General features: G+C 40.2%; 9 protein-coding genes. 1 reads left to right on the forward strand and 8 read right to left on the reverse strand.

Annotated elements, in window-relative coordinates; all coding sequences use genetic code 11:
- Positions 1-4: 4 nt before the first annotated feature.
- Positions 5-733, reverse strand: coding sequence for a ferritin-like domain-containing protein (locus A0W33_RS03705; protein ID WP_068836921.1), 729 nt, complete (start codon positions 731-733; stop codon positions 5-7).
- Positions 734-1,318: 585 nt separating this feature from the next.
- On the opposite strand from A0W33_RS03705, the gene A0W33_RS03710 reads away from it, so the two are divergent.
- Positions 1,319-1,879 carry an RNA polymerase sigma factor gene (locus tag A0W33_RS03710; protein WP_068836922.1) on the forward strand — a complete coding sequence of 187 codons (561 nt, stop codon included), beginning with the start codon at positions 1,319-1,321 and terminating at the stop codon, positions 1,877-1,879.
- Between the two features lie 545 nt (positions 1,880-2,424).
- Here the strand turns inward: A0W33_RS03710 and A0W33_RS03715 are convergent.
- From A0W33_RS03715 to A0W33_RS03745, 7 genes are all read right to left on the reverse strand, one after another.
- Positions 2,425-5,691, reverse strand: coding sequence for an SNF2-related protein (locus tag A0W33_RS03715; protein WP_068836923.1), 3,267 nt, complete (start codon positions 5,689-5,691; stop codon positions 2,425-2,427).
- On the reverse strand, positions 5,684-7,132 hold the full coding sequence (locus A0W33_RS03720; RefSeq protein ID WP_068836924.1) for an EH signature domain-containing protein: 1,449 nt from the start codon (positions 7,130-7,132) through the stop codon (positions 5,684-5,686). The genes A0W33_RS03715 and A0W33_RS03720 overlap by 8 nt, the downstream gene beginning before the upstream one ends.
- A complete protein-coding gene (locus A0W33_RS03725) occupies positions 7,132-7,827 on the reverse strand; it encodes an OmpA family protein (protein WP_068836925.1) in 696 nt (231 codons plus the stop codon). Before A0W33_RS03725 ends, A0W33_RS03720 begins: the two co-directional genes overlap by 1 nt.
- Positions 7,824-9,632: a MotA/TolQ/ExbB proton channel family protein gene (locus tag A0W33_RS03730; protein ID WP_068836926.1), complete on the reverse strand. Its 1,809-nt coding sequence runs from the start codon at positions 9,630-9,632 to the stop codon at positions 7,824-7,826. The genes A0W33_RS03725 and A0W33_RS03730 overlap by 4 nt, the downstream gene beginning before the upstream one ends.
- Positions 9,633-9,711: 79 nt before the next feature.
- Positions 9,712-12,678: a type I restriction endonuclease subunit R gene (locus A0W33_RS03735; protein WP_068836927.1), complete on the reverse strand. Its 2,967-nt coding sequence runs from the start codon at positions 12,676-12,678 to the stop codon at positions 9,712-9,714.
- A gap of 11 nt (positions 12,679-12,689) precedes the next feature.
- Positions 12,690-16,556, reverse strand: coding sequence for a UvrD-helicase domain-containing protein (locus A0W33_RS03740; RefSeq protein WP_068836928.1), 3,867 nt, complete (start codon positions 16,554-16,556; stop codon positions 12,690-12,692).
- Positions 16,553-20,842, reverse strand: a complete 4,290-nt coding sequence (locus tag A0W33_RS03745; RefSeq protein WP_068836929.1) for a DEAD/DEAH box helicase — start codon at positions 20,840-20,842, stop codon at positions 16,553-16,555. Before A0W33_RS03745 ends, A0W33_RS03740 begins: the two co-directional genes overlap by 4 nt.
- Between the last annotated feature and the right edge of the window lie 53 nt (positions 20,843-20,895).

Consider the following 20,895-nt stretch of genomic DNA (forward strand, 5'->3'; position numbering starts at 1 on the left):
CCTGTTAAGATTTTGGTAAGTTACTAGCATTGATTTTGGTCACGATAAACGGTGAGGCCGCCTGAAGCACCATAGTTGGTGTAAAGGCACGGTCAAGGCCGTCATCAATGAAGTCTACAAAAGCCCCACCCGGGTTTATCAGGTCCTGGATGGCCTCCGCATGGCGGGCCTCCACAGATACAATTTTTCCGGCAACTAGCAGAAAGTCCTTGTTCTTAATTAGGCTGCCCGCGCCATTGTAGGCGGCAACCCCAAGGTCCTCGAAAGTTTGGGCTGTAGACAGCACGCTGGACTTGTCTCCAAAATCTACCATGCTAAAATCAAAACGGAGGTCCGGAATGGCATTGCTTCCAAGTGCGGCCTTGAAAAAATCGCGGTGCGCGATTTCATGCTGCAGCACGTCGTTGAGCACCCGTACGTCCTCGTAGTTGGCTCCCCTGAAGAAGCCAGTCAGCGCCACTTTAGTATAGAAGGCCGCCTCCAGCTGCTCAAGGGCATAGGCATAGTTAAGGATGCCGATGTCACCGCTGCCCAAATTGACGGTATTGGGAGCCGGGTCCCCAGGTTTTGGGTTTTTAGGCGGTATGTAATCCTCCAGCATTTCGCAGCCGGAAAGCAGTATGGCTGAGGTGGCGATCGCAGCCCCGCTATACTGTAAGAAAGACCTGCGGGAGCTGTTCAGCTCCTTTTCAGGTCTCGGTTTGTTTTCATCCTGATTAGTAGTTTTCGACATAATAAACCTCCTGATATAAATAAAACAAAATATTAATCTAACGGAAGCCTCCTCCAGCGGCGATTGCGTAGCAAAAGGAGGCATACCTATCCCATGGACAGGTATATGTCAGTGGCGGATTAACAGCGATGAAAGGAGCTGATAAAATGTTGAAAGGGTGTGGCTAGGCCGTGACGGGATGTTGGATGCGGATATGGAATGATTTACGATGTGGAGCAGCTAATGGTTTGATCAACTATGCTTTATAGTCAATTATTATACAGTGTAATCATAGTTGTAACATAAGATAGCTGTTGCCTGTTGCCGCACTTGGGGATTTGGGCAATACGCTGTTGCAGCAACCTCTGCAAATTTGAACGGATGCCAATATGCTAACAAGAGGCAAACTGAAGTAGCTACAGGAATCAGGCTTGCAGTAAAACAGAAAGAGGGAAGCATGCTGCACCCCTCTTTCTGTTTTAACAAGATGGGAAGTTCGAGCCATGTACGCTTCTGGCCGTGCATAACTGCCGCTAAATGAACGTCTTCCGCTTCTCTCCGTATAGCCCATTTCCTATGTGTTACTTAATCTAATACCAGCCTAGTATGGCTTTGCACCCAACAAAGACACTTTTAGAACGGCAACTGGTGGAACGGCTGCAGTCGGGAGACGAGGCTGCCCTCTCGCTACTCTACGACCACTACGCTGCAAACCTTCACGGGGCGATCCGCCGCATCATCAGGTGCGACCAGACGGCCGAGGACGTCCTGCAGGAGTGTTTCCTGAAGGTATGGGCCTCCATCAACGGCTACGACGCTGCGAAGGGCAGTCTGTTCACTTGGCTGCTGCGCATTGCCCGCAACAAGGCCATAGACGCCGCACGGGCGCCCCATTACCGGTGGAGCCTTTGCAGCAGCGGCGTCAAAGCGGCGAAACACGACCCTCGCAATGTATGTCATTCCCTCAAGCCAGAGCACGTGGACGTGGGCGGGCTGGCTAGGTGTCTAAGTCCTGAGCACAGGATCGTGGTGGAACTGCTTTACTTCGGTGGCTGTACACAGGCGGAGGCGGCCCGGGAGCTGGGCATTCCGCTCGGCACCGTGAAGACCAGGGCAAGAAACGCCATCCGGGCGCTTCGCATGGTTTACAAGGCCCCGCCGCGTTGAAGCCTTTTGAATAGCAAAGCCCGGAGGAGCACGCAAATCCATATGCTGTGTGTCCTCGGTGGCAGTGGAGTGGTATGCCTCCCAAAGTTCTGGTAAGACCAGCGTGCGGTGCTAGAATGATTCAGAGCCGCCTCTCCTAAGTCCGTGGTACAAGCTATAGTAAGCAGAGGGGCAATAATCCTATAAAAACATTCCTATAATAAGTATACAGGTAACTAGAAGGAGTCAAAAAGATACTTGCTGACCTTTCTTGACACGTTTTGCTATAGTTCCGTTCGATTCTTGAGAGTGTACTCATACCCTGCTGACAAACCCGAACAATTGAGGCTGTTTCACCTATAACACATGTTATGTTTAATAAGGTTTGAGCTTAAACGTATTTCTGATAGAAGTTAACCTACTTGATAGCCAAATCCTCTCCCCTGTTTCCTTCAGAGCTAAAAGATATTAGTTTATTATCAAAAAATACTTTCACTTTTAGCCATAACACTTCTGCAAGGGACGTTGCAGATGTGTTATGGATATGTCTAATATTGTATCAATAGTTAAATTCTTTTGATTCTTTGGAACTCAAGTACATTTAGATCTTGAATACTGACTTTGGAATCCTTTATCATCTGTATAAGATCAGACCTTCTTTTTAAAATCACCTTAGAAGATAAAGACAATATTTCTGCTGATTGGCCAAAGTCACTATTAGTAAATACTAAAGGAATTAAATTTTCTCCGAATCTTTCTTCATAATATTTCTTTGCTGTAAAGACCTCTTGGACAGCGCTGTTTCCTACTGATGATTTTGACTGCTTAGCCTGTATTAAGACACTCTCACCTCTTTTTAAGGCAACTACATCTGCACCTTTGTCATTCGCATAAGGAGTAAGAAAGACATCATATCCTTGTTTAGCATATAGAGCTGCGATAAATGCTTCAAACAAGTTAGGGTTAAGCTTATCTACTTGTTCAATTGTTAAAGGCACCAAATCTTTTTCTCCCCTCACACCAAAGACATCTCCAAAAATTTCATCAGGTCTTAGCTCTGCTTGATCAGTTGGAAATAATGTGCTTGTAGCCAACGCTTTTTTTCTATTAAGAAGAGTATTTAATATTTCATCAAATGACTCCTGCTTCTTTCCATCTTCGCTCACCATATCATTAGGAAAAACAGCCATAGGATAGTATACATAAACATCCTTTTGCTGTCCTATTCTATATGCTCTATCAGTAGCTTGCTCCTCTTTAGCAGGGTTCCAATGTCTTGTATAATGAACAACATGATTTGCTTGGGTAACATTAAGCCCAACACCTGCGGCTAATTGAGACATTATGATTACGTTAAAACCATTACCTGCTTGAAAACGGTCAATAGTTTGTTGCCTACTCAGTTTGACGTTTTTCTCTCCCCGCTTTGTGGATGGAGTATCTCCATTTATAATACTTGCTAAAACTTCAAAAACTTCGAAGACAACTTTTTGCAGCATCTTTTGCGTCTCTTTTCTGTCTGCAAAGACTATTACCTTTTCACCTTTAGATTTTACATCTGTTAAAATATCTGACAGAATTTGGAGTTTAGCCGATGCCGAAGTTAACTCTTTAGAAGAATACGCCTGCGTTTGAGAATTAATTAGATAAGGATGATCGGAAATATCCCGTATTGCCCACAGAGACTTTAGGATTTGATTTCTTCTTTCCACTCCCTCCAAATCTGCATTTTGAGCTAACTCGAGCTCGGCCTTATATCGCTGCAGCTGCTCTAGAGGCATCTCCTTCGTTATGATAACTGTTTTTTTCTCAGGTAACTCCTTTGCAACATCTCGCTTAAGTCTTCTCTTGATAAAGAAGCCTATTTCATTTCTGAGCTTCTCCCCAAGCTCATTGACATCTACTCCAGGCTGTTTTAATGGATTCTGATACTGCTTAGAGAAGTCTTTTGCATTACCTAAAAGACCTGGAACAGAAAAATCCATAATGCACCACAGGTCAAGCAATGTATTTTCAACCGGAGTACCAGTCATAGCGATTTTAAAATCGGCTTTTAATGCTTTACTAACATTAGTAATTAGCGTACCAGGAGTCTTAATTTTCTGTGCTTCATCCAGCACAACTAATGAATAATCAACAGCACATATATTGAGTTGATAGGTCCTCAGAGTTTCATAATTGGTAAATATAATTTGCTTTTTCTGCAAACTATCTATATCCTCTTTTTTAAATCTTTTACTTAGGCTAGTCTGGCCATAAAGTAAATTAATATGCAAATTTCGAGGAGAAAAGAACTTAGAATACTCGTTTTCCCAATTTTCCAATAAGGAAACTGGTGCTACTACAAGATATGGTTTTGAATGATGATAGTTCTGTGAATGCCACTCAATAAAATACAATAATTGGATTGTCTTACCGAGCCCCATATCATCGGCTAGTAAGCATCCTCTATAATTCTCTTTATATAAAGATTGAAGCCATGCAACCCCCTCTTTTTGATGATCCTTTAGGTGAATAGAAGTAATCAAATTATGTACTCCATAAAACCTATGATCTATCTCTTCAAGATGAGAACTGTTTTCAGCATACTCCAGAAACTCTGCATTTTCTTTGATGATAAGTACCCGCCCATTTGGGGAGTTCCCCCCTGGATTTAACGGATCATCATTTTGATAGGGTTCTTTAGGATTTTTAAACTGCTCCTTTGCAACACGAACGAATCTTTCTGCTTCCTGAAGTGGTATTGCATTTCCCTTCCACTCAAATGATTCTTTACCAATATTTCGAGCTTCGAAAACTTCTGTCTCAAATTCTGCTAACTCAACCGGCGTTTTAAAGGTAATTTTCTTTTCTCCATCTATTTTATCCTTAACAACTATACCTGGAATCCATTCAGATTTGTAAGGACATACAAAAGGGTAAAATTTGGGCCTATAAACACCTATCTCCTTTACCCTTTCTCCATAGAATACTGAAAGATCTACAAGCTCATCGTCAAAAAAGTATTCAGGATGTTCAATGATTTCCTCAATTTCTTCTTTAGAACTAATACGCCTTTTAGTCTTTATTTTTTGAAGCTCTTGTCTTTGCTGCTCTTCAATTACTACTCTAGTAGTATTCCTGTTGGCATCGGAAATATTATAAATATATTTTGCCGTGCCAAACATATCTACTGCCTTGACAAAACCTTCTTTATTGGCTATGTCAATTGCAGGCACAACTTCTAATATGCCATTTTCAAAATTAAGATCAATTTTTATTTTGTCAGGGAAATGTACGCTTTGACTACTTAGGTAACTATCCAGCAAAACGGCTGTATCATCAGATAAAGCTTTGATATCAGCAAAGGATTTTAAATTGTATTGAAAAGATCTATCACTTTCTGGAAGGCTATTGAAAATATCTAATGAGTTACATATTAAGTATTGATTAGCAGATAACAGATATTCTATACCTTCAACATCAACTATTGCACCTTTCCTTTTCGTATCAAAGCGATTTCCATTGGGAGCAAAATCATAGAATCCATATTTGAAATAAAATGTTTTTTGATTTAGCTGTCCCGCCGATTGTATATATATTTCATAAGGATAAGCATCTGGCAAACCTAAAAGCTGTTTTTCTATTGTAGTTAGTTGGAGAATTTGAGAAGCCTCAACTTGAACGGTTTGGTTTATTTTAATAGCGAACCCATTGTCTACTAATTCATTTAAAATAGAAAACTGTGCGAGATAATCAGACTGCCTCTCCTGCCAAGTGATGGTAGGCAACTTCTCACCTTTTTCATTAAGAACGAAAAACGAGAAAGCTTCATCTTGAGAATAACTAAACATGTACTCCTACCTTTCTCCTAATCCATTCATTAAACACAGTCTCCCACATCAAGTCACCATCATTGTGACTTAATCTTCCCTCATCAGAAAAATGATTCATCTCATAACCAGTCCTGTAAACAAGCATTGGCATACTACCATTTCTAAATAAGTCAACAGATTGATAAGCTTTACTATCAAAAGACGGAGCGTAAGTGTTTGATCTCTTATAAGCATAAAAAGCATAGCCAGGATCACTAAACTCTATCATTTTATAATCCCCTAGCATAAACAGGAATGCTGAGGTATTTCTGTTACTTGAGACAGTTTGGAATCTTGCATGTACATATTCAGCGATCCTTTCATCCGATTTAAGTAAATCTCTTACATGTTTAGGACCATATACTTTGAAGGAGTTTATCTTCTTCGCATACTGCAACCAGAATCTTTTTCTCCTTATGTCATTGATACATTTATCAAAAAACACATTAATGAACTGCTTTGTAACCCACTCATTCAATATGTTTCTACCCTCTTTCAAAATTTCCTTTTCAGTATCCAGCGCATTTTGATAAGGAGCCCAGTTAGAAGCGACTCCTGGATCACCAACAAGCCTAAATGCGAAATCTTTTACTTTATCTTGTAAATGTTCGTAATGAACTTCATTACAGAGTACAATTATATTACTAGTTATAAGCTTGTTTGCTTTAGTTCCTTTTGTGTTATTGCTATGTTGCTCCATAGCACGGAAAAGCTCATCAATAACTGTATCAAGATTAGATCTGTTCTTTTCGAAGTAGCTTAAGATTACTTTAGTAAAGAAGGAACAAGAGAACCAACTTTCTGGCAAACCTAGAAAAGTTGCAGCATTTAGTATGGGAACCTTCAATACTGCTAGTGTATAGCCTAAGTCAATGTCTCCTCTCTGTTTATCGAAATACTTGACATTAGATTTTAGTGATGTAAGCGCTTTTCTATTCCCTTCATAGTCATTTAGCTTGTAATAAATAAAACCCGCTAAAGCCTCAAAGGAGCTTTTATTCTTCGACTCCCAGCTTGTTAAGTAGCAGTATAAAAGTCCGAATAGGTATGAATCTCGCCAATTTTTGTCAAGAAGTTCTAGCGCTACCTCCAGCTCCTTCTGCAAATTGATGATAGCATCCAATTTATCCTCCCTATAGCTTAAAGCATGAGATAATGTTCTGAGCTCCCTTCTATTGAAGTTACTTGTGAGTTGACTTCTATTGTTGTGTAACCGTTTAAACTTTTTCGAAACCTCTTTTATAGTTGAAGTATTAATTTTAGGAAATATACTTTCTCCTAATCTTTCAGTGATAGATTTCAGCTTGTCTACTCTTACTTCAACAATTTTATTAATGTGTACAGGAATAATACTTCCGGCCTCTCCACACAAAGCAGAAGGATTGAAATTAAATGATAGGAGCTCTTTAGCGGTGGGCATTAATCTTTGACGTTAAATTTAAGAATCTCATCTATCTGCTTTTCAGCGTTAGTTCTAATTTTAAATTCAACTCTTCTGTTCAGATTTCTTCCTTCTTCTGTCTGATTATCAGCGATTGGTTTACTAAATGACAATCCATTAGCTGTTAGATTAGATTTAACCCAATCTTTCTCCCCTACTTCAATCATGGTTTCTTCCAGCACATAGTTTAAAACACTTCTTGTTCTATTTTGAGATAATTCCATATTGTAATAGTAACCTCCGCGATTATCGGTATGACCCTCTATTCTTATTTCTTCTATGTTCTCTCTGAATTTCTGTTTCGACAGAACCTGAATGTATCTTGGAAAGAAGTCGTCTAATATTACTTTGAACTTGTCACGTATTTCATACTCATTTGTCTCGAATAAAACATCTGGTTCTTTAAATCTGAATGAAAGGTCTTTTGGGTCAATTTCAGCATTCCATTTCTGCAAATCCCTCTCGAATTCGCTCATTAATTCGTTATAGATATCTGCTTTTATAGCGGTATAACGCTCCGCTATTTGAGACTTGTTTTCAAATTCATCCTGAAGGCGAAGAAGGGTAGACGACAACAAAAGGATAAAGATCAAGAGCAAAGAAGCCATCAAATCCCCAACAGATAATGCAAAGGGATTTTGCGGCTCCTCAGTATATAGTTGGTGTCTTTTCATACTTTAACTCTGTTCATTTGAAGCTTACTAAGCTGTTCTGTTAATTCTTCTAGAATTTCCTCCTGCTTAGTAGATGCTCCTTCAAGGGAGGAAGCAGTATTTGTAAGAGCCTCAGAATACTTAGACAAAAATGTTTCTAAGCTTCCTCCTACTGTATCCCTATAATTATTGATTCCCTCTTCTATTTGTTCAAAAATGTTCTGTAAACCATTCTCTATCACAGAAAATTTATCAGCATAATCCGCAGAGACTTCTTTGGCCTTAGTAAGTGATTTTTGAATTTCTTGTATTGTTTCTGAATTCTTTCTTATAAAATCGTTTGAATGCTGCGAGAACTCATTTTGGGCATTCTTGAAGGTATTTGTAGAAGTAACGACATTGTCAGAAATATGCCTTAGCTGTCCAGAAACGGAGTTCAATTCAACTTGAACTTTACTAAACTTACTTATGGAATTGGTAACCTCAGCCGATAATCCATTCATTTTCTCAATACTATTATTGAAGGAACTTAATAGCCTGTCGGATATATGCAGATTTTCTGACTGTCTGCCCATCAGAACCTCCTGCCCTACCTGCAGCTCTCCCATCCTTTCTTTTATAATTTCACTCATTTCATCAACTTGGCCTCTCATTCTGTCTGTCACATTTTCTGACTGAGAAAGTGTTTGAGTTGTGATTTTCTCAACAACATCTTGTAGTCCCCTGAAATTTTCACCTAAATTTTCCGTCATTTCTTGCAACTTGCCAGGCAAATCTGTTAGTGAGCTACCCGCTTGACTCAACATACTTGATAGATGCTCAAGATCTGATTTTGTTGAGCCACTCACCGCGGAACTAAACTCCTCCATCATCTTAGACATCGAAGCTTCCAGATTCTTAACTATATTCTGGGTCATCTCTGTAGTTGGGTCCTGAAGTTTGTTCCCTAAATTCTCTATCTCTGACTTCAGGCATCTAAGTTCATGAGTTACCCCTTGATCGGGATCATTCAAAATTTTCTCAAAACCTGCCTCAATTAAATTAGCTAGATCTGTTGAGAAAGACTGAAGTGCTTCAGACTGTTTCCTTGACTCCTCATATAGGTCTCTAAAAAGGTTTGCAGGCTTAACCTTATTATTATGTTCATCTGTAAAGATGAAGTAATCAGACAGCACTGTTTCTTGTCTTCGCAGTTCAAGTATCCTTTCCTCCTCCTTTGTGATCCTGTAGCTTCTATCTAGCCTGTAACAAAACCTATGAAGAGAATTATGAAGGGAGTTTACTTGTATCTTCTCAACAACGGTGAATATGAGTGACAGTAACATTCCATAGAGAGAAGTAATGAAAGCTGTTCCCATACCAGCTAAAAGAGTCTCAATACTTTCCTTTATCTGCTCGGTAGATTCCGTCTGAAAATTCGAAATACCATAGGTTAAGCCAATGAAAGTACCTAATATGCCAAGCCCAACGAGAATGTTCGGGATCGAATTGATTAATTTTAAATTGGTGCTTTTTGACAAGATATTAGACTCATTAAAGTATTCGTACGAATATTCGTCTGTTCTCTTGCCCTCTTCTATTTCGATAAAAGAATGACTATAATCATTCCACACTGAAGCAAAGAGTTTGTTGGAAAGAATGGATTCCTCAGAGAAGCTTTCCGTAATCTTCTTTAAGTTATTGCTCAAGTGTTTTGTGATGTAAATTAGATATATCACAAACCCTAAGAATATGGAAATAATTAGCAGTACCCACCAAGCAGTCAAGGTGTTTCCATCAGCTTGAAATAAGGATTTGTAGGGGAATAATCTATATAGGAAATCCATAACATTCTATTTAACAAAATTTAGTTATATTAATATAGGTAAAAAAACAGATATTCTTCCTACATTACAATCCTTACATCTAATAATACTCCTTTATATAAGCATACCCCCGCTCAAACAGTAGTTGGTCCTTATGCAACTTATATTTAAGCAAAGTCTTCCTAAGTGATTGTTGTACTTCCCGCTCGCCCGAAGCGGTGGTTTGCCAGCCTGGGAAGCGTACAACTTTTACAATCTGGTCTATGTCATTTACTAAGCGCTCTACTACCGCTGGGGTTTGATCTGTTTTAAGTTCCAAGAACAGCTCGGTTAGAGCTGCTGTAGCGGATTTTTGAACCGTTACAGACTCTACATCCTTCTCGGCCTGCACCGTTTCCTGTGCGAGCTTACAGAGTTCTTTTATGAAGTCTATGCTCGAGACCAGACCGCGTTCTGCTTTGTCTCTCAAATCTTCCAAGCGGTCGCTTAGCTTTTTAAACTTCGGATTTCCGCCATACTTGCTCCAGCGCCTGATCAACTCCTTCTCCAGCTGCTTTACCTTTTTGGAATTGGGGTTCTTGAACAGGTCATCAATTACTTCGGCATCCAGTATAAACTCTTCCAGATCACCTATACCACCCACATGGATGTTCTCGTGAATGAGCTTTGTAGTCTGAGCACCCAGTCTGAACCAGAGTAGCTTTCCGATATTATCAATGGGTGGCTTAACGGATTCGTATACCTGCGAGAGCCATTTGTAATCCTGCTGGTAAGAGTTTAGCACATCGTCCGGTGACAACGATTCCCAAAGCTGCGTCAGGTACTTGTAATTTTCGGCAAAGGCATCTTTCTGCTCTACTGATTTGATGGCATCCTGTGCAGCTTCTAGGCCTTCAAAGCCATCCAGTGTTCTGTCTACACCTTCAAAGTGTTTCAGGCAATCCTGCATGGCCTCTGGCAGCTTGTTGCGCAGCTCCTGCAGGTTGGTGATAACTTTTTTTACACTCTCTTCATCGAACTGAAGTGCTCCGGCAGCATCATCGAATATGCCGAAGTAATCTACTATGCAGCCAAAGGTTTTGTTTGGGTACAGGCGATTGGTACGGCAGATGGCCTGCAGCAACGTATGATCTTTCAGCGACTTATCCAAGTACATGGTTTGCAGGATAGGCGCATCGAAACCGGTAAGTAGTTTGGCAGTTACAATGATGAACTTCAGCGGGGAGTTCGCATCATTAAACTCATCTACAATCTTCTCCTGCTGCGACTTATCAGTGGCCCACTTTTGTTTGAACTCATATTCGTCGTTGGCACTGGTGGAGATAACTACCTTACTGGCTTCAGTTACAAAATGCTTGTCCAGTTCTTCCTTGTATTGAATGCAGGCAAAACGATCCGGCGTGACGATCATAGCTTTGAAGCCGTGTGGCAGCACCTTCTCTTTGTAGTGCTGCACGATGTCTTCGACAATAGTCTGCACCCGCTCCGGTGACTTCAAAAAGGCTGACATCTTAGCGGCTTTCTTGCTGAGCGCATCAGCCTCTTCATCGCTCAAAGCAGCTTCGTCTTTCAGCTCTTTAAAGAGTTTGTCGATCGTTTCTTTATCGACGTGCACATCTACTAGGCGCGGCTCAAAGTGTAAAGGCAGCGTGGCTTTATCCCGTATAGAATCCTGGAAGGTATAGCGGGACATGTAGCCTTTCTCGTCTTCGTCTGAGCCGAAGGCCCAGAACGTATTTTTATCAACTTTATTGATAGGTGTACCGGTTAAGCCGAACAGAAATGCATTGGGTAAGGCTGCCCGCATTTGCCTGGCCAGGTCACCTTCCTGCGTTCGGTGCGCTTCATCCACCAGCACAATGATGTTGTCGCGGGTGTTCATTTTGGGCTTTGCATCCCTGAACTTATGGATCATGGAGATGATGATCTTGCGTGTATCTTTCTCCAGCAAATCGTGCAGGTCGCTTATACTTTCAGCAGGCTGCACGTTGGCTACATCAGCGGCATTAAACGTGCCGGAGATTTGCGTATCCAGGTCTGTTCTGTCGATCAGGATAATCACCGTCGGACTTTTCAGTTCCGGCATTTTGCGGAGCTTCTGTGCGGCAAACACCATCAGCAGGGATTTGCCGGAGCCCTGGAAGTGCCAGATCAGTCCTTTCTTGACACGACCTTCCTTTACTCGCTCTACTATCTTGTTGGCACCTTCATACTGCTGGTAACGGCAGATGATCTTGATGCGTCTTTTCTTCTTATCTGTTGTGTACAGGGCAAAGTTCTGCAGAATGTCGAGCAGACGCTTGGGGTGCAACAGGTCGGTCAGCTCATTCCCTACTTTGCCAAGCCCCATTTGCTTTACCAGGTCATCTTTCTCGGCTTCTAACCTCCACGGCGACCAGAAATCCAGTGGGCAGCGCACAGAGCCGTAGTACAGGTCTTTGCCTTCGGTGGCGAAAGACAGGATGTTGGGCACGAAAAGCTGCGGAACAGCATTCTCATAAACGCTGTGAATCTCATTGGCACCATCCAGCCAGGATACTGCCGGACGGATAGGTGTTTTGGCCTCTCCTACCACCACAGGTATGCCGTTGATGAGCAGCACGATGTCTGGTATCTTGGTTTCGTGATGGTGAATGCGGTACTGGTTAGTGATGATAAAGCTGTTGCTTTGCGGGTTGTCAAAGTCTATGAGCCGAACTGGTACGTGGCGGTTGTTCTCGCCAAAAGGCATGGTTTTCTCGCCGGTAAGCCATTCTGCAAATGATTCGTTGGCTTTTACCAGCCCCACCTGGTTCACGGTGATCAGAATTGCTCTTAGCTTGTAGATTACCTCATCGGCACGGTCCGGGCTTTGGGCAATCTCCGGGTTAATGCGGATAAGCGCCTCGCGCAGTGCACACTCCACCAGCACCTCATTTACCCCGCGCGCTATGGCTGAAGCTGGCTTGTACTGCCACTGGAAACCATACGGTGCCTGTGCATCTGCCCAGTTCGGCTGGTTCAGGTTTACACCGCTAAGTTGCTGAACAATGTAATGCTCAACGCTATTCAGTTCGTTAAAGCTCATAATTATATCCGCTAAGCTTGACCATAACCAGAAAAATCAACTAAGTATATATAGCCTCTTGCAACTGCACTTGGTCCCCAACTGTTTTTAGTATATGAGGTTCCATGCCGCTCATCATAATCCATTGACTCTGCATGTGTGTAGTATACAATACTTGAGATGTTAAATCCTTTAAGAGTGTTATGCTGGATTGTATGGCTTAATTGATTAGATTTAAGTTTACCAATTTGAATGTTCCTCCACCTTACCTCCCATCCACCGAAGTTATCCTTTATCAATTCTACAGGGTCGCCAACTGATACTTTATCATTTATAAGTTTGAAGGTGCTATTGTTGAATTCTTTTGCACCCCATGATATAAAGAGCTTATCAATTTGCTGCGGAACAACTACACCAAGCCTTTGTCTAACATCGGCAGAAAAAACAAAACTTCTACTGTCATCAATAGCGAGCTCCCGATCAAACTTTATTACTACCAACCTATACCTCGCACGAGTATAAGCGACATAAAGCAATCGTCTTTCTTCTTCTACCAACTCTTTAAATCTTCCGCTATTAGTGTCTTCTCTAGAAGCAAAATCTGAGAACGAAGGAGGTATGATCACGGCATCAAACTCAACGCCTTTTACCTTATGCATAGTTGTAATCACTACTTCTCTTACAGATTGAGCAGCATCAATATCATTTATATGCTTATCAAAAATTTTAGAGAAATGACCATCATCTTTACCTGATACATCTTCTATAAAATCTGTAAGATCCTGATAAGTGGACTCATCAGATTTCTCAACCTGAAACTCTTTAAGAAGGCAATGAAATAAGTTGATTAAATAGCTGTCCCAATTACTATTAGATCTTATAACCTTAGACTTCTCTTGCTCAAAATCGTGTATGAAAGAAGATGGGAGAATTTCTTTACTTTTCAGTTCTAAAGATTGAACAAAGTGGAAGAACTCTCTGGAACGGAAAGGAGATGTTGATGCGCCCTGTATACGAACTCTAACTCCTTGCAGCCCCATATTCTGCAAATCATTGAAGGATTTAAATACCTCTTCATTTGAACGATACATTACTGCGATTTGCCTGTACTGCTTGCCTTGCTCATACTCCTCGTTCAGCAACTCTAGTAACTTATCTCTCCAGCTTACTTTAGTTTCTCTAAAGTTGAAGATTTCGCAATAATCACGATCAATCTCAGGAATTCTATTAGCTACAAGCTCCGGTATGCCAAACTCACTTGTGTTTTTGCTAATCAGTTCTTTGGCTGCTGTCAGAATATTTGGGTAAGAGCGATAATTGGTACTTAGACTAAGCTCTTTTGGCTGATAGGATTGTTTGAACTTATCATAGTATGGCCGCGGACTCATTGCACCACCCTCTTTAACCCTGTCATAGCCATAAATACTCTGATTTGGGTCACCAATCACACATATTTTTGTTTTCCCTGGATTGGCAATCTTTTCAAGCAACTTAAGTCTTTCGTTTGTTATGTCTTGAAATTCATCCACAAAGACGTATTTGATTTGCCCCAATTTCTGACTTATCCTTCCTGGATTCTGCTCTAACTCTTTTATAAAAGCAGGCACCCAAGAATCGAAATTGCTTCTATCAAGGTTATTATCTAAACAATGCAAACAGAATTGATGAAAATTAAATACCTTAAGTCTACTTATCAGCTTTGCGTAACCGAGGTCCTTAAACAGCCTATTCAAGCGATCTTTTAACTCTACTACAACAGCTCTGTTATAAGCTAGAACAAGGATTTGTTCAGGACTTATCTGTTCCTTCTGTATAAGTTTGGCTACTCTAAGTGTAAGTGTGTGTGTTTTACCACTTCCTGGTCCAGCTATTACTTGTAAGTTACTATCTATTGGAGCATCATAAACTGCTCTTTGTTCGTTGTTGAGCTTCTCTTCAGCTTTGAACAAGGCTTCTTTTCTGAAAGCCTTTAAATTTTCATGGTCTTCACCAAAGTGCTCTTCTAATAAGCTCACAAGATCAGATGAACTTGAGCAAGAGAAATACTTCTTTATAAAAGCATCTTGCTGATCTTTATTTAAGGTAGAAAGGCATTCTAGAGAAAGGAGTCTTAATTCTTTCATTTGAACCCCTTCTTCGAACTCTTGAAAGACTTGATAGTCTTTAGAAGCTCTGTCTCTCTCGTCAATATCAGAAGTGTCATCTATAAAGAGTTCTATACCCATAGGGATAAAAGAACCCTCCCCTTTTAGGTATCCAAGACCTTTGGAAATAAATATTAAGTCACGGAGATACTCATGGTCATCACCCTCTAATCCAAGTTTAAGAACTAAATCAGCATAATTAAATACCTTAACATTCTCCCTGAAAAACATAGGGCCAACATGAGATATCAGAGCTTGAAGCTTACTTTTGAATTCTATCAATTCAGGTAAGCAGGCGTTCTTTTCAGAGTTACCGTTATAGACTAGCTGGACCACTTCAGGTTTCTTCCGGTCTTCTTTTGCCTCAATAATAGATCGATGACGCATTCCAGGAAGCATACTTATGATCTTGAAAGCAAATTTTGCTCTTTTTGCAATAAAATCGTTCCGAAGGTTTTTGGCTATTTCTTCAACAGGTATTTCTTCGCCATTCTTTTTATATTCCTTCCAGAATATTCTTCGTTTTGAGAAATACTCGTCTATAGTATGTCTACTTATTTGATCTAAATAATCTCCTGAAAAGCTCATTTGCTCACAGGGCCTTACACTTGTTAAGATCTTCTCTGCCAAATTAAATACTGCCTCAAGGGTAGGAGCTCCATTATAGCTTGTCCACTTCTCTAGCTCACTTGCTCTCGTCTTTGTAGGTTCTAGAGTTACAGTTCTTTCGATTGAGATAGCTCCTGCTTTCTGTGCTCGAAAGAGAAATTTAAAGAGCTCTGAATTTCTCTTTTTACCTGTAATGCGACGAATCTCCTCCATAGGTATCGCCACAGACTCACCTTCAGGAAACTTTGCCGATTGATAGGACTTTATAAATGAGATAAAATTCTGAAGCGAACTTCTTTCTTCAACATCAAGGACATTAGGAGCAATAGTACTTTGCTTTAAAATTTTAATTGGTAGAAATGCTGGGGTAAACAAGCCCAACCTTACTCTGTTAAGCCTCTCAAGCCAGTAAAGAGAAAGGCGGAAAAGTGTATCCCTGTCAAACTCATCCTCAAACTGAGGGTATGAGTTGAGAAGGTCAAACGGCAATGGGAAAGGATTTTCAGGATCGGGATTTACTTTTCGAAACTTGCCAATGTACTCAAAGAGAGTTCTCTGAACTAGCTTTATATTATTCCAACTAACTGATCCTTTATGGTTTAAGTCTTGCAATGACCGAAAATCACTTTTAGTCATAACGCACTTCGCTCTAATCGGCTTCTCTTCGGAGAAACCAGCCTTTTGAAGCTCTGCCTTATCTCTACCAGCTCTACCAACTTCTTGTAGGAAGTCCTCAAACGTAGAGGAAGGACTTAGATGATAAATGTAATGGATATTTTTAATATCCATACCCATGCCAAAAGCTTTTGTAGCCACAAGAATAACTTTTCTGCCGGCTTCAAAATCTTCGTAATTTATTTCCCTGTCTGAGCTATCCATCCCAGCATGAAAAAGGCCTACCTTATCAGCCCAAGCGACTTCTTTCTTACTTAGAAAGTCAATTAATTCTTCTGTCGCTTCTTCTGCTAACTTTCTGGTTCTAACAAAAACAAGAACACGGCTAAGGACTGGATCAAACTCTTGATTTAAGAGATCTTCTACAATAGTCTCTATCCTTTGTTCTTTGTCCTGTACAAGCTGAAAGCCGATGCTGATGTGCTCTCTCACAGGATTATAAGCAACCTGATCGTTTAATCTTTCAATCATCTGAAGATGGAATTAAAATCGCGGAAGATCTTTTCAGAAACTGTAGCAGAAAACAGCAGCACCGGAAACTTTCGCTCTGTCATATCTTTAAATCGCTGGACAGCTTTTCCTGAATACAAATAATCGGGTCTGAACTCATGTCCCCATTGGGAAATACAGTGAGCCTCATCATAAACAGCGTATTCGAGTCCTCCATCGTTATCAAAGCGTTGCGAGAAAGCTTTGATGAACCCGCCACTTCGGAATCTTTCTGGAGTGATGAAGAGCAAGGATAACTCACCACCAGCCATGCGACGGTAAATTTGCTGCACTTCATCACTTTTATCCTGATTAATGTAATCTACGCTTCCATAAAAGCCTTTTTCCCAAAGTGCTTTTACCTGATCCTCCATCAAGGCTTTTAAAGGTGTAACTACAATGGTAAGCCTATTTGTAAAAGAGCTTCTGTACAAAGCTGGGGCTTGGAAAAGTAAAGATTTTCCTCCTCCTGTTGGAAGAGAAACCAATAGGTTAGTTTGAGCAGGCAATATCTTGTTAAGGTAATCATGTTGATAGGAGTACCAGTTATTTCCTTCTGATAAGAAAACTTTTGCCAACAGCTCCTTTGACTTTTCAAGAGAAAAGGGAAGTTCAGTTTCTGGCTTGGGACTTAATATGCACGTATCCACAATGGCTGCATCACGATCATATTCCTCTTTATTGTCCCAAGTACTAACTGGCTCTTTCTTTGCATTCCACTCCTCTCCTATCGAAACAAAGTCTTCAATCCTTGCATCAAGAAGCCACAGCTTGCTATCAACATTATCATCAAACAATAAAAACCTAAGCCTATTTATGAGTGGTTGCTGCAACTTTAGAAGAAAATACACATCTCTCTGCAGAAAAGCACTCTCCTCTACTTTTTCAGTATTTGTTAGACCATCTTCTTCTATATTGTCCCTTTGCTCTCTCTTGCGCGTATCACTAAGTGCTTCAGCGGATGCGGTAATAGAATTTTCAAAAAGCTGTGATCCTTTAGCTAAGTGATAGTTCTCGTAAAGATTAAAGCTATCAAACAAAAAGTTCAAAGGCCCCACATAGTTTGCACTGACAATGTTAGAAGCATCAGCGACAGGAGCAACAATGATCTTATGGCTCTTTGTATTTTGATGCAATAGCTCCAACCTTCTGCCTAAGGCTATGCTACTATTAGGAATGTAGTAACCTAATTTATAGAAGTACTGTTCTAGTACCAGAACTTCATCTTTGCGCTGTACAAGAAGAATAAGAGGCCGCCTTTTAGACTCTTTACTTACAATCCCTGCTATCAGCTCCTTTTGAATCAGCCAGTACCTCGACCTATAAATAGTTTCAGGATTGAATCGTGTTATACCTACTCTACTCTGTAGTTTTTTTTGATCTACAACAACAAAGCTAGCCTGGTCCTTCGGCAGCTTAGCTTTCTCTCTTTCTACTTTAAAGATCTTGCTAAGCGGAAATCCCTGTAAGTGATTTTCCCAGTTGTAGTTACCCCAGATGCGGTATTGGCCATACACATACTTCTCAATCCAGAAGTTATTAAGACCATCAGGAATTTCTATATGAAAGCTTTTTACCTGCTCCTTGCTTAACTCTATAAAGCTTTGACCTCCAGAAAATTTAATCCAAAGCTGCTCCGTTACAGGATTATTGATAATGTAGGAAAGCTCAAGCTCTTTTAGGAGCACTTTGAAAGTAAGGGAGATAAGATCTGGTTCAACTACAAAGATTTCAACACCCTCAGAATTTAGAAGATCTTCCTCATATTTGGCAAGCTCATAAACATCTAAGCAGATTATCTGATCCTCCTCCCAAATGGGTTCGGGAGGTGCAACACAAGAAGTGGCAAAATCTACTTCTTCAGATAGTTTTATTCTGACAATTGGAGGTAGGTTCACAGACATAGGTTTTAGACCCGCCCGTTTACAGTGGCCGAAAAAACTTTTACCTAAAACCTGATTGTAACCCTCCTTAAGTTGGCCTAAAAATGCGTCTTCATCAAGCTCCAAAAATCTGTTATAGGAGCTATTTGAAGATCTAAACTCAATTCCAGGTATACCTCTTAGTTCGTCCCAGAAATCTGAAGAAGCTAATACTACTTTAACCTTCGCTGAAGAAGCATCAAGTTTTCCCTCAAGCTCTTTAAGCAAAGATGACTTCTTAGGCTGAGGCCTAAAATAAGTAAGCAGTTGCTCCTTAAGTTCGTCTACATCTATCCATTGAAGAGACATAGAAGTCCGTAACCTCTGCAGAATTTCCTGAACCTTTGGCTCGAAGATAGCTTTGACAGTACTCCAGGTTTCCTCCTCCAAAACTAGCAGCCTGAAAACCTGATTGATAAAAACTTTAGAAGCTAGTTTAGCATCATCTAACGCTTGGTGGCTAGTTTGTAGAGCATATGTTCTCAAATCTGGGCTAAGAACCATCTCTACCAGCATTGTATCCCAAAGCTGTTCACGCTGTATCTCCAGACCTTGCTCTAGAAGTATAGGATAATCGAAATCAACAATATTATGTCCTATCAGTAGAGGTGTGTATTTTACAATCCTGTTTTGAAGAGTTTGTTTTACGGCTTTTATTTCCTCTGGCGATACTCCTGCAAACCACTTGCTGTTATCACCCCAAGCAAATTCATTAATCTCTTTGCCATCACTCTCTATATCCAGAGCTAAAGCATTAAACTTTGCTAAAAGCTCACTCTCAAAAAAGTTTTTACCTTTTAACTTACTTTGTTTACTATTTGAGGCTGATAGATACTGTACAACACTCAGTAACTCGCTTCCGTTAAGCTGCTCTATAATTAAGTCCTGCTCTACTGGTGAACAAGTAGGAAACAAACTGATTGCCTCATGATGAGGAAAGTATAGAGATAGATTCTGAAGCCATAACTCAAGTTTAGTTTTGGCACTAGTTTTATCATTCAACTCAGCTTCAAGTACTGTTGACAAACCATTAAAGGCAGTCTCAGTAAGCTTAGTTAGAGAAATATATGTTACTGTAGTATCGATAGATTCTATGCTATTGCAGTGCTTCTGCAATAGCTGATTATAAGTATCCTTCTGCTCATCCTCCAGAACATTCCTGAACTTTAAGAAAACTTCTAATACCTCTAATTCTGGATGCTCTAAACTATAGTTATAAAAGACTTGTGATAGCTCATCATCCCAAAATTTAGCCGGAAGTATTTTTTTGAACCACAGATCTAAATAGTAGTTATTTGATACAGATAAATTAAGATTATCGCGGCAAATAAATTGGGGAAAGAGAATTAACCAATTTTTAACGAAGGCCTCGAACGATGGCTCGTCAAAATTCTCGCTTAGCTCAGCTCTTTGTACATCAAAAGCTTCTTCGAAATATTGATTTAGCTTTTCCTGATCCTTTGTTAGTAAGCTACTTAGAGCCTGAATATTCTCAACGTCATCACCCGAATAGACACTCTTAAAAATGGTTTTTTCAAAATATCGCTCTGCTGGCTTTGCATGTTCCTCTGGTAACTGTTCCGGTTTTGGAAGTAGCTTTATAACATCTTTATTTCTGGTAACGTGAAGAGTAAAGCTACTAAAGCTAGCCTTATCTGTTAAAGGTTTATCTGATACGAATCCAGCAACATTGGTAGCAGGCAGTAAACTTGACAGCACTTTAATTTTAGTCCTGTCTACTATTCCTGAATGTGTTACGGCTTCAATTTTAGCAGTTTTTTTATTAGAATTTACAGTGGTGCTACTACAAATAACTAGTTCTTCTCCTGTAACAACTTCATCCTTGAGCTTAATGTAATAGTTATCTTCATTTTTCTCTTTCAGCTTATAGTAGTTGAGACCGTCAAAGTCATGAATTCTTTTTACAAACCCATACTTGCCTGGAATGTAAAATATAACAAAAGCCCAAAAGAACTCTTTATCATTTTCTATTTTCTTCTCATCAACATCATAATACATTACACTTCCCTTTTGCTCAGTAGTAACTGGAACGGAAGTAAGCAAGCTTAACGCTGTATTTTCAAATTTATCCCAGTCGAACGCTTCAGGTTCTAAGACTTTGATATCTCCTTTAGCTGCTTTTGCCTTTGAAACGGGAACAGGTATGTTGGCACCTGTATTAGATGATGGCGGAAGAATAGCTGTAGCAGTAGAAAGAATGGGGAGCCAACCTTCTGGTATTGTTTTAATGAATCTAAGGTTTGTCTTAATACCATTCTCGCTCAGCAGGTTCTCTAATTGCTGTGGAGTAAGACCGTAATGGTTTAATAACTGCGGTAACTGCATTATTGTAAGCGGTAAAGTTTGTTTTCAGACCTGTTATATAGGTGTAGGCCTTG

It is taken from the genome of Pontibacter akesuensis (assembly GCF_001611675.1).
Taxonomy (GTDB): Bacteria; Bacteroidota; Bacteroidia; order Cytophagales; family Hymenobacteraceae; genus Pontibacter; species Pontibacter akesuensis.

Coding starts and splice junctions, on each gene's coding strand:
- A0W33_RS03705 (WP_068836921.1), bottom strand. CDS start 733: ATGTCGAAAACTACTAATCAGGATGAAAACAAACCGAGACCTGAAAAG.
- A0W33_RS03710 (WP_068836922.1), top strand. CDS start 1,319: ATGGCTTTGCACCCAACAAAGACACTTTTAGAACGGCAACTGGTGGAA.
- A0W33_RS03715 (WP_068836923.1), bottom strand. CDS start 5,691: ATGTTTAGTTATTCTCAAGATGAAGCTTTCTCGTTTTTCGTTCTTAAT.
- A0W33_RS03720 (WP_068836924.1), bottom strand. CDS start 7,132: ATGCCCACCGCTAAAGAGCTCCTATCATTTAATTTCAATCCTTCTGCT.
- A0W33_RS03725 (WP_068836925.1), bottom strand. CDS start 7,827: ATGAAAAGACACCAACTATATACTGAGGAGCCGCAAAATCCCTTTGCA.
- A0W33_RS03730 (WP_068836926.1), bottom strand. CDS start 9,632: ATGGATTTCCTATATAGATTATTCCCCTACAAATCCTTATTTCAAGCT.
- A0W33_RS03735 (WP_068836927.1), bottom strand. CDS start 12,678: ATGAGCTTTAACGAACTGAATAGCGTTGAGCATTACATTGTTCAGCAA.
- A0W33_RS03740 (WP_068836928.1), bottom strand. CDS start 16,556: ATGATTGAAAGATTAAACGATCAGGTTGCTTATAATCCTGTGAGAGAG.
- A0W33_RS03745 (WP_068836929.1), bottom strand. CDS start 20,842: ATGCAGTTACCGCAGTTATTAAACCATTACGGTCTTACTCCACAGCAA.